The 10,408-nt window shown below is 63.3% G+C and carries 9 protein-coding genes; 3 read left to right on the forward strand and 6 right to left on the reverse strand.

The features are described 5' to 3' along the window. The coding region (locus ACE3OH_RS13955; protein ID WP_374353905.1) for a serine dehydratase beta chain at positions 1-387 on the reverse strand (387 nt) is incomplete at its 3' end. Positions 388-418: 31 nt separating this feature from the next. Beyond that, positions 419-613 (reverse strand): hypothetical protein, encoded by a 195-nt coding sequence (locus ACE3OH_RS13960; protein ID WP_374353910.1) that lies wholly within the window; start codon positions 611-613, stop codon positions 419-421. Between the two features lie 9 nt (positions 614-622). Here ACE3OH_RS13960 and ACE3OH_RS13965 point away from each other — a divergent pair, with 9 nt between their 5' ends. Further along, complete coding sequence (locus ACE3OH_RS13965) at positions 623-1,570, forward strand: VirK/YbjX family protein (protein WP_374353913.1); 948 nt, start codon at positions 623-625, stop codon at positions 1,568-1,570. On the opposite strand, the gene ACE3OH_RS13970 is transcribed toward ACE3OH_RS13965, so the two are convergent. After that, positions 1,528-2,313, reverse strand: coding sequence for a class I SAM-dependent methyltransferase (locus ACE3OH_RS13970; protein ID WP_374353916.1), 786 nt, complete (start codon positions 2,311-2,313; stop codon positions 1,528-1,530). The two genes, ACE3OH_RS13965 and ACE3OH_RS13970, sit on opposite strands and share 43 nt — an antisense overlap. Positions 2,314-2,362: 49 nt before the next feature. Between ACE3OH_RS13970 and ACE3OH_RS13975 the strand changes: the two genes are divergently transcribed. Then, on the forward strand, positions 2,363-4,738 hold the full coding sequence (locus ACE3OH_RS13975; protein WP_374353919.1) for a DNA internalization-related competence protein ComEC/Rec2: 2,376 nt from the start codon (positions 2,363-2,365) through the stop codon (positions 4,736-4,738). Here ACE3OH_RS13975 and ACE3OH_RS13980 read toward each other — a convergent pair whose 3' ends face one another. The 3 genes from ACE3OH_RS13980 to ACE3OH_RS13990 all read right to left on the reverse strand — a co-directional run bounded on the left by ACE3OH_RS13980 (position 4,739) and on the right by ACE3OH_RS13990 (position 9,752). Further along, on the reverse strand, positions 4,739-5,644 hold the full coding sequence (locus ACE3OH_RS13980; protein ID WP_374353923.1) for a response regulator: 906 nt from the start codon (positions 5,642-5,644) through the stop codon (positions 4,739-4,741). A 73-nt stretch (positions 5,645-5,717) separates the two neighbouring features. Then, a complete protein-coding gene (locus tag ACE3OH_RS13985; RefSeq protein WP_374353926.1) occupies positions 5,718-8,957 on the reverse strand; it encodes a PAS domain S-box protein in 3,240 nt (1,079 codons plus the stop codon). A gap of 24 nt (positions 8,958-8,981) precedes the next feature. After that, positions 8,982-9,752: a ParA family protein gene (locus ACE3OH_RS13990; RefSeq protein WP_374353929.1), complete on the reverse strand. Its 771-nt coding sequence runs from the start codon at positions 9,750-9,752 to the stop codon at positions 8,982-8,984. Between the two features lie 372 nt (positions 9,753-10,124). Between ACE3OH_RS13990 and ACE3OH_RS13995 the strand changes: the two genes are divergently transcribed. Further along, the coding region (locus ACE3OH_RS13995) for a TonB-dependent receptor plug domain-containing protein (RefSeq protein WP_374353932.1) at positions 10,125-10,408 on the forward strand (284 nt) is incomplete at its 3' end.

The following is a 10,408-nucleotide window of genomic DNA, read 5'->3' on the forward strand; positions in this document are numbered from 1 at the left end:
GATCATGCCGTTCGGGTGATAGGGCAGGGTCTTGCGCTTGTGCAGCACCAGAGGCTCGCCCTCTTCAAACGGCACCTCCTTGCGCCCCAGCAGGGCAAGCCGCTTGCTGCTGCGGATACGCTCGACCATCGCCGGCACTGCGTCGGTATCGACCAGACGGGGCGACTCGCCCTGCAGGCCCAGCATCACCGCCACATCCGAGCCGTGGCCCTTGCCGGTGGCACCGAGCGAGCCATACAGCTCGGCACGGATGCTGGCGACCTGATCGAGCAGGCCGTCCTTGTCCAGCCGCCGCACAAAGGTTCGCGCCGCCCGCATCGGCCCGACGGTGTGCGAGCTGGACGGCCCGATGCCGACCTTGAACAGATCGAACACGCTGATTGCCATTTTTGTCTCCTGCGCCGCTTGCGGCGTCTTGCTACAGGCCGCCGGTATTTTTACCGGATCGACCCATGATCGTTGGATACGCTGCTTTTACAAGGCAATAGGCTACACGGCTCTGCACACCGAACCTAGCCATTGCCGCCTGCCGCGAGGCAATTTGTAAAATAATGTTACCATCACGTAATATTTGATGTCCTTCCGGTAAATAGTCGTGATATTCCTGTTTCAATCCTCCCGTTTGTTGTCCCGGCCTGCCCGTCTGTTCGGCGGCCTTGGTCGCTGGAAGTATTTTCTGCGCGGATTGTTCATCTATCCTTGGGCGCAACGCTGGGCGGAATATCTGCTGACCGACGAGCAAGGCCGCCAGCTGCTCAGTCTCAAGCCGCGATTATTGCTCAAGCTGCAGCGCCCCTATCTGCGCGGCACCGCCTGTGTGCGTCAACGGCTGCGCTGGCTGATGCAGCATTTCGGCTGGATGCGCCAGCACTGGCCCTGGCATTTCACCCAGGCCCTCTATCGCAATGGCCAGCACCGGCTGGCCACGTTCAGCGGTGCCAACGAACATTACACGCTGGTATTACAGCCAACCGACAAGTGTGATCGCGAGGGTGAACTGATCCTGTCGCTGGAATGCCAGGGCGAATCACTGGCGCTGTTGTCGTTCTCCATCCTGCGTCATCGGCTTGACTGGGTCGCCAGCGTCGGCTGCCTGCAGGGACCGCGTGCCGATGCCGGTCGTGAGCGGGTCAAGGCTGCCACCCACGATCTGCACGGCCTGCGCCCGAAACAGGCGGTGCTGCTGGCGCTGTATGCGCTGGTGCAGCATTACCGGATCGCCGGCATCCATGCCGTCGCCAATGACAGCCATATCCACAAGGCACGCCTGCGCAGCCGCAACCGTGTGCGCGCCTGCTACGACAGCTTCTGGGAAGAAATGGGCGGCTGCCGCCAGGGCGACAGCTTTGTGTTGCCGCCACAGCTGGCACGCAAGGAACTGAGCGCCATCGCCTCGCGTAAACGCGCCCAGTACCGGCGCCGCCATGAGCTTGAAGACATCGTGCTGCAGCAGATTTGCGCGGCGCTGCCGCCCTGCCTGAACCAGGACACACTGGCACCGGCCTTGCCGGCCGGCATTGTCGCTGCCTATCCAGGCAGAGAAACACCCGCGCTGCCGGTAGCTGCATAACAGTCGTAGCGCACGCTATCGCCTTCCAGGCTGAAGCCGGGGCGCGCATCGGCGAGATACGGCGCGTGGCGCGGCCGCTTCACCGCCACCCGCCCCAGCGCCAGTGCACGGGCCGGCGCCAGCAAGGCATCGGCATCGATATCGGCGCCGATCACCTGCTGGAAGGCCTGCATATCCTTTTTCGACAGGGCGGATTTTTGCCGGGTATCCGGGAACATCGGATCGAGGTAGACCACCTCGGGTGCCGACGCCGGCCAGGCTTGCATCAGGCCTGCAGCATCGCCATGCCACAGCTGCATGCGGCCGACGATATCGGCCAGCTCGGCGCTCTGTCGGGCCCGCTTCAGGCCATCTTCCAGCAAGGCCGCCGCAATCGGCGAGCGTTCGATCATATCGACCCGGCAGCCAAGCGTTGCCAGCACAAAGGCATCGCGCCCAAGGCCGGCAGTCGCATCCAGCACATGCGGGGTGGCCCCGCCTTTCAGGCCGCAGGCGCGCGCCACGCCTTGGCCGCGCCCGCCGCCATGCTTGCGCCGCCAATCGCTGGCGCCGCCGGCAAAATCAACGAACACCGGCCCCGGCGCACCGCGGCCACAGCTATGCAGCGACAGGCGCTGCGCATCCAGCACCAGCACATGGCCGCTTTCGGGCAACTGCGCGATTTGCACAAAGCTATATTGGGTGACGAGCTGCGCCAGGTCATCGGCACGGGCGGGGTCGGCCAGGTAAACGGCAAGGGTCATAAGTGCTTGGCGGGCCGGCAAACGGAACCGGTCACGGAGTGGACGGACGATGAGGCTGGCGATTATCGCACTGGTCGCGGCGCAAGTCTGGCTGCAATGCCAGCCGGAACTGCCACGCCCACTGCCCTGGCTATTGCTGGCAATTACCGCCCTGCCCCTTGTCCGCCTACCGTATCGCCCTCTGCGCCAGCTCGGCGCGATGCTGTTTGCCATCGGCATCGGCCTTGGCTCCACCAGCTGGCGCGCCGCAGAGCGGCTGGCCGATAGGCTGGATGGCGCGCTGGAGCAGCAAACCGTGCAGCTTACCGGGCAAGTCGCCAGCCTGCCGCAGCCCAGCCGCTTCGGGCCGCGCTTTCGCTTCCGGGTGGAAGCAGGTCCTGCCGGCGTGCCATCGCATATCCTGCTGGCCGATTACCAACATCCACCGAGCGACTGGCAGCCCGGCCAGCGCTGGCGGCTCGATGTGCGGCTGAAGCGGCCGCATGGCAATGCCAATCCCGGCGGCTCTGACTATGAAGCCTGGCTGCTCGCCGAAGGCATCGGCGCCACTGGCACGGTGCAACGGAGCCAGCGCCAGTTAATCGACGCCTTTGTCTACTCCCCGCGCAATATGCTGAATGCCGCGCGCCAAGCGATTGCCAAGCGCATTCGCCAGGAGCTGTCCACGCCAGTGACACGCGATGCAGCGCAAGCGACCATCGCCACACAAACCGCGCATCCCTTTGCCGAAGTCATCGTCGCTCTGGCCATTGGCGAGCAGACCGGCATCAGCACCGGCCAGTGGCAGCTGTTCCGCAATACCGGCATTACCCATCTGGCCAGCATTTCCGGCCTGCATATCACCATGATCGCCAGCTTGTTCGCCGCCATGGTGAGCTCCATCTGGCGGCGCTCGATCCGGCTCAGCAATCGCCTGCCAGCTCGTCATGCCGCCTTGCTGGCCGGGGTGGTGGCCGCGTTTGCCTACACGCTGCTGGCCGGTTTCCAGGTACCCAGCCAGCGTACTTTTTTCATGCTGGCAATCAGTGCACTGGCACTGTATTCAAGCCGGTCGCTGCCGGTGTCCTTGATCTGGCTGCTGGCGCTGGGCGCAACCGTGCTGCTTGACCCGTGGGCGGTGCTCTCGCCGGGTTTCTGGCTGTCCTACCTCACCGTGGGCGCCATGCTATGGGCTCTGGCCGGCCGCGGACGATTGCCCGAGGGCTGGCGCACCAGCCTGCAAAGCTGGGGCGCCAGCCAGTGGGCGGCTACCCTCGGCTCTGCCCCCTTGCTGTTGCTACTGTTCCAGCAGCTGCCGCTGGTGTCGCCCTTGGCCAATGCCATCGCCATCCCGCTGATTTCGATGCTGACCACCCCGCTGTGCCTGCTTGGCCTGCTCGACCCCAGCGGCACCTTGCTGCGCCTGTCGGAGTGGAGCATGCAGCTGTGCATGTTTTTACTTGCGCCGCTCGCGGGCAAGCAGCTCCTTTGGCAGCAGGCCGCTCCGCCGGCCTGGGCGCTGCTGCCCGCACTGCTCGGCGTCGCCATCTGGCTGCTGCCGCGAGGAGTACCGGGCAAGCTGGGCGCCACTGCCCTGTTTCTACCGATGGCGCTGCCGCTGCTACCCACTATTGCACCGGGCAACTTCACCGCGACGGTCTGGGATGTCGGCCAGGGCTTGTCGGTGCTGGTACGCTCCAGCCAGCACAATCTGCTGTTCGATGCCGGGCCCGAGGGCGGCGGCGGGCGCCTGCTACCCGGCAGCCTGCGTGCGGCCGGCGTCGCGCAACTGGATGTGCTGGTACTAAGCCATAACGATGGTGACCATATCGATGGCGCCCATGCGGTGCTGGCCAACCTCGATGTCGACCGGATCGCCGGGGTTGCGCCACGAGCGGCCCGCGCCGACGAGCTGCCCTTTGCTGCAAGACCGGTTCAGCCCTGTCTGCAGGGACAGCATTGGCAATGGGATGGGGTGAGCTGTACATTCTTGCGCCCGCCTGCCGATATGCCGGCGCGCGCCAGTGACAACGCCAAGGGATGCGTGCTACTGGTGCGCGGCAGTGGCGGTGCGCTGCTGATTCCTGCCGATATCGGCCAGAACGAGGAAGCGGAATTGCTGGCGAGTCAGCCCGATATCATGGCAGACGTGCTGGTGATGCCGCACCATGGCTCCAATGGCTCATCATCGGCGCGCTTTATCGAGGCCGTCCACCCGCGCCTTGCCATTGCCACCAATGGCTATCGCAATCCGTTTCGCCATCCCCGCCCGGAAGTGCTGGCTCGCTACGCCCAAGCCGGCTCTCAGGTATGGCGCAGCGATCGCGATGGCGCCATCGTGCTGGCGATGGACGCGAAAGGTTGGCAGGCCAGCCGCTGGCGGCAAGTGCACCGCCGCTACTGGCATGCCGACATAGCAGGCAGCTTGCCAGCCGAGAACCCCTGATTACAGCTTGACCGAAGCAACCGCGACATTGCCCTTGCCGGTGTAATGCAGCTCGTCAAAGCTCATGGTGCGCGCCATGGAAATGCCGCGTCCATTCGGGTCGAACACGCGTACCGGGTCGAAATCCATGTATTTCTGCCATTCAAAACCGGCGCCCTCGTCTTCCACCTCGATGACCAGACGCTGATCCTGCCGCTGCACCCGCACCTGCACCCGCTTGCCGGCGAATTCCGGCAGGCGCTGGCGCTCCTCGATGGCATCGCGCCAGTGACCGCTTTGCATCAGCTCGCGCTTGTCCTCGTAACCCAGCCCGAGATTGCCATGCTCGATCGCATTGACGATCAGTTCCGACAAACCCAGCGCTACCCGCTCCGGCGCTGGCGCCAGGCGCCCGAGCAGTGCGGCCACCCGTTGCGCATCATCGAGCGTGGCCAATTCGAACACGCCCTGCGACAGATAATCGAGGCCATCGAGTGGCTGCGCCGTCGCCTGCTTGATCGAGCGCCGCGCGCGATGTTGCGCCACGGCCGCGGCAACGATCGCCAGCAACATCTCGCGCTCGAACGGCTTGGTCAGATAGTAATACGCACCCGCCTCCAGCCCCTCGCGTATTGCCTCGGCCGAGCCGATGGCGGTCTGCAGCACCACCGGCAGCGCCGCAAGTTGCGGGTGCGCCTGCATGCGGCGCAACACTTCCATGCCATTGAGCCCGGGCATCATGCGATCGAGCAAGACCGCATCGAACTGATCGCCAGCACGGGTCAACCAGGACCAGGCCTCTTCGCCATCGGCTGCCAGTTCGACCCGATAACCGGCATCGAGCAGATGTTCGGACAAGATCTCCAGATTGAACGGCTCATCATCGACCAGCAGCAAAGTGGCTTGTAGATTGGGCAATTGGGACACAACACTCTCCGACGGCGCGATTAGTCAATATTCACAGCATAGCGCAAGCCGGCCAGATGGGCGGCTGCCGCCCCTAAGCTGCCGGCAAGGCCACAAAGAATCGAGCGCCGCCCTCCGGGCGATTCTCGGCAAGTATCCTGCCGCGGTGCGCTTCCACGATTTCCCGGGAAATCGCCAAGCCCAGGCCGGTACCACCGGCGCCAGTCTTGGTCTTGGAGCTCTGGGTGAACTTGTCGAAGATGGCCGACAGCTCGCTTTCCGGAATGCCGACCCCTTGGTCTTCCACCACCAGCTCGACCCAGTCGTCGCCGCTGATATGGATGCGCACCCATACTTCGCCGTCGGGCGGGCTGAATTTGATGGCATTGGAAACCAGATTGCGCACCACCTGGCCGATGCGCAGGGCATCGGCGCAAACGTCGGGTGCCGGCGTCCCGATATCGACATGCAGCCTTAGCTGCTGCTGGCGCGCTAGTGGCGCAAATTCGTCGGCCACTTCGCGCACCGTACTGGCCAATTGCAAAGGCCGGAAGTCGTAGCGCATCTTGCCGGCTTCGAGCTTGGACAGATCGAGCAGGTCGTTAAGGATCTGCAATAGCCGCTGGCCGCTGCTGCGGATACGGCCAAAATAATGGGCCACCTTGGCCGGCTCGGTTTCCGCCTTGCGCTCGCCCAGTTCGGCAAAGCTCAGTACCGCATGCATCGGTGTGCGCAATTCATGCGACATATTGGCCAGAAATTCCGATTTCGCCCGGCTGGCCGCTTCCGCCAGTTCTTTGGCGGTGAGCAGGGCCGTTTCGGCGGCGCGCCGCTCGCTGATGTCCCGATACACCCACACCCTACCCGCTACCGGATCACGCGGATCGATCGCCTGTCCCAGCACCTCGCACAGCAATTCGCGCCCGTCGGCGGTAACGAAGGAGCACTCGGTACGCAGCTGCCCGCCATCGATCAGCGGCGAGTAGACCTGTTCGCCGATCACCTCATGGGCATGGTCGTTCACAAAGATCAGCCGGGTGGACTGGTTGAGCAAGTCCTCACGCGCGTGACCAAACAGGCGCACAAAGGCCGTATTCACATCGATAAAGTGTCGCTGCTTGACGAAGGCGGTGGCCAAGGGGCTGGCATTGAACAGGGCATCGAGTTCGGCAGTACGTTCGCGCACCAGATCGGCCAGGTGATCGCGGTGGCGGATCAACTCCGCCTCGATGCGCTTGCGTTCGCTGATTTCGCGCACCATTACCAGCCATTCGCCATCGCTGGCCGGCGTCACCCGCGCCTCGAAGTCCTGCGCATCCGGCCCCTCGTTGAGCTGGTATTCAAAGCTGCGCAAGCGGGCCGACCAACCCTCGCCCAGCGCCTCATCCAGCCTGTCGGCAAACGGTGCCGGCACGCCGCGCCGATAATGCTGGCCGATGCTGGCGGTATCGATGGCAAAGTCGGTACTGCCGGAGCGGACGCGACAATCGAGGATGATGCCTTCCGCATCCAGCTGCAGCATCAGGTCGGGAATCGCTTCCAGAATGGCGATATTGCGTATTTCCGCCCGCAGCATTGCCTCTTCGGCCGCCTTGCGCTCGGAGATATCGAGCAAGGACCCGGCAAGGCCGGGCTTGTTGTCGTAAATGATCGGCTTGGCCGTCACCAGCGCATAAAAGCGACTGCCGTCCTCACGCTGCATCAGCACTTCGGTAGGCCGGCCACCCGAGCGCTCCGGGTCCAGCGCCACCGACAGGGCTTCGATCCAGGCCGGCGCAACCAGAAACGACAGCGCCGTCTGGTCGGTAAAGTCACCCGGTTTGCGGCCGAAATTGTCGGCAAATGCCGGGTTCACATAGCGCAGGCAGCCATCTTGCAGCAGGAAGATGCCGACATGGGCGGCATCGAGAATCGCGCGGTGCTTGTATTCGCTCTCGAACAGCATGCGTTCGGCCCGCTTGCGTGCGGTCACATCGCGGATCACGCCCACATAGTAGCGGGCATTGTCGATATCGAATTCATTGAGCGACAGCTCGACCGGGAAGGCATCGCCGCCTTTCTTCTGGGCAACCAGCTCACGCCCGGTCCCCATCACCCGCGACTGGCCGGTACTCAGGTAATTGGCCAGTGCGCCATCATGGCGCTCACGCGTGCCAGGCGGCATCAGCACGCCGACATTGGCACCCAGCACCTCGGCGGCGCTGTAGCCGAACATTTTTTCGGCCGCCGCGTTGAATTGTTCGATCTTGCCAAAGCGATCGATCAGCACCACCGCCTCGCCGGCGGTATCGAGTATCGAACGCAGCCGCACGCCATCGCGCAAGGCCGCCGCCGCACTGGCTTGCACGCGATCGAGCTCGGCACGCAAGGCATCGACTTCGCTGGCCGCTTGCGGCGAGGCAAGCATGCGCCGAGGCAAGCCGAACAGCAGGCTGCACAGCAGCATGACGCTGCCACCTAGCGCCAGCACCGCATACCAGGATGCAGCCTGCGCCTCTTCGATCATCGCACCATCAAGCCGGGTTTCCAGACGCCAGGTGCGGCCGCCCAAAGTCAGGGATCGATTGGCCAGCAAGCGCATCTGCTGGTTGCCATAGCTCTCCGGATGAATCAGCGTGGGTTTGTCGCGATCGGTGACATCAAACCAGTAGTCATGAATCACCGGCTGCCCCGGCATGCCTTCCAGCAAGCCGCTGGGCACAAAGCTCAGCCCCAGCAGCTGCCGGCCGGCGCGCGCGCCGCGCCAGCGCATCAGCACCGTGGTGGCCGGCCCGCCTTCGTTGCGAAAACTCGGCGACAGCATATAGCCATCATTGTCGGCATGTAGCATGTTAAGACCGAGACGATTGTCCGCCAGCAGATCCACCCCGAGCGAGATACGCGAAGGCTGGGAAAACGTGGCATACACGGTGGGCAGATAGCTGGCCTGGTCTGGCGAGGGTACCAGCAGGCCCATGAAATTGCGGTAGCGGATCGAATAGCCCGGATAGCTTGCCTGCCAGCTGCGCTCGAAACTCTGCCGCTGGCTCGCCTCGGTCGGCATGGCGACAAACAGGGCGTCGATCCCGCTATGGCGGCGCAGCGGCAGGGTCAGGTGGGCAAAATCGCGCGGCGCCGGGTTCGGCACCGTATCCAGAAATACCTGCAGGGTATCCAGTACCGAGCGGATACCCTGCATGCGTGCCAGGGCGCGATCAAGCCGCTCTTCTGCATGCTGCCGGTACTTGGTCAGCAGGGTCTGTTCCAGGTTGTCCGAACGCCACAAGCCGGCACCCAGCGTAAGCAGGCTGCCAAGGCACCAGAGCGCACCCAGACGAGCAAGGCGCGACGGCATTCAAAGCGCTCCCGAGCTATGCATTCACGCCCCTGTCAACTCCCGGTACAGCGCCAGAAACTCCAGACTCAGCTTGTGCCGGCCGTCCAGATGCACCATGGGCAGGCCGCGTTCGTGCGATTCGCGAATCTTGACCGAACTGGACAGAAAACTATCGAGCACCGGCAAGCCTTCATCACGCAGCGCCTGTACCAGCCGCACCGGCAGGCTGGCGCGCGGCTGGAACTGGTTGACGACGATGCCTTCCACCTTCAGTCCGGCATTATGGTCAGCACGGATTTCTTCCACATTCTGCAACAGCGTATACAGCGCCTGCCGCGAGAAATCATCGCAATCGAACGGGATCAGGCAACCGTCGGCGGCAATCAGTGCCGACTGGGTGAAAAAATTATAGGCGGGAGGGGTATCGATGATGATTTCATCGAATTCCCGCGCCAGCTCGTTCAGCGTATCGCGCAGCTTGTAGATTTTGTGCCGCGATTCCAGCTTGGATTGCAATTCACCGATTTCCGGGTGAGAGGGAATCAGCGACAGGTTTTCGAACGGCGTTGCGTGCACAAAGGCATTGGCGGTTTTGGAGAACAGGCTGAAATTGAGGGTCTGTTCAAAATACTGTGCCAGCGTCGGTTCAGCCGTTTTGGCTGCCTCACCGAGCAGATAGCGGCTGGAATTGCATTGCGGGTCGATATCGATCAGCAATGTCCGCTTGCCCTGATCGGCAGCAATCGCCGCCAGATTCACCGCAATGGTCGATTTGCCGACGCCGCCCTTCTGATTGAAGATCACCCGCTTCATGCGCATTCCTTGTGTCAAGTTGGCCGTGGGCGATTCTAACAGTTCGCTGCACCGCAACAATGGCGCGCCCGCCACAGCCATCCAGCATAGGTGATCGCGCCGCCGGCGGGAACCCGGATCGACTTCGCCATCTGGCAGGGGCGGCCGTCACGCTCCCTACCCGTCCATGCCGCGATCCAATATCAGCATTTCATTCTGTACAGCCGTACCAGCATGGACTGATGCCGGAATCGACCCGATTCATCCACCGATTCCCCCGGTTTGTCGCGTACCTGCAATCGCGACAAGCGCCACGCTAGGGTTTGACCGCGCCGGAATTGCTATTCGGCTGCATCCAGCTACCCAAATACACCCGGATCGGGGAGACAGACAATGAACAAGAAACGACTTAGCCATGCCATCAGCCTGATCGGCGTGGCCAGCCTGACGCTGGCCCATGCCGACGAACCGGTGCAGAAGATGGAAAGAATCGAAGTCACCGGCTCCAGCATCAAGCGCATCGCCAAGGAAGGCGCACTGCCGGTGCAAACCTTGCGCCGCGAAGATATCGAGCGCTCCGGTGCCACCACCATTACCGATCTGATTCAGAACTTGCCGGCAGTGCAGGGCTTTGTCGCACCGGCCGCCTCGGTGAATGGTGGCGGCGGCGGCACTGC

Source organism: Chitinimonas sp., assembly GCF_041904975.1.
Classification (GTDB): domain Bacteria; phylum Pseudomonadota; class Gammaproteobacteria; order Burkholderiales; family Chitinimonadaceae; genus Chitinimonas.

Excerpts from the sequence above, each read along its gene's own strand:
- ACE3OH_RS13970 (WP_374353916.1), bottom strand. The coding sequence starts at position 2,313 with ATGACCCTTGCCGTTTACCTGGCCGACCCCGCCCGTGCCGATGACCTG.
- ACE3OH_RS13975 (WP_374353919.1), top strand. The coding sequence starts at position 2,363 with ATGAGGCTGGCGATTATCGCACTGGTCGCGGCGCAAGTCTGGCTGCAA.
- ACE3OH_RS13985 (WP_374353926.1), bottom strand. The coding sequence starts at position 8,957 with ATGCCGTCGCGCCTTGCTCGTCTGGGTGCGCTCTGGTGCCTTGGCAGC.
- ACE3OH_RS13990 (WP_374353929.1), bottom strand. The coding sequence starts at position 9,752 with ATGAAGCGGGTGATCTTCAATCAGAAGGGCGGCGTCGGCAAATCGACC.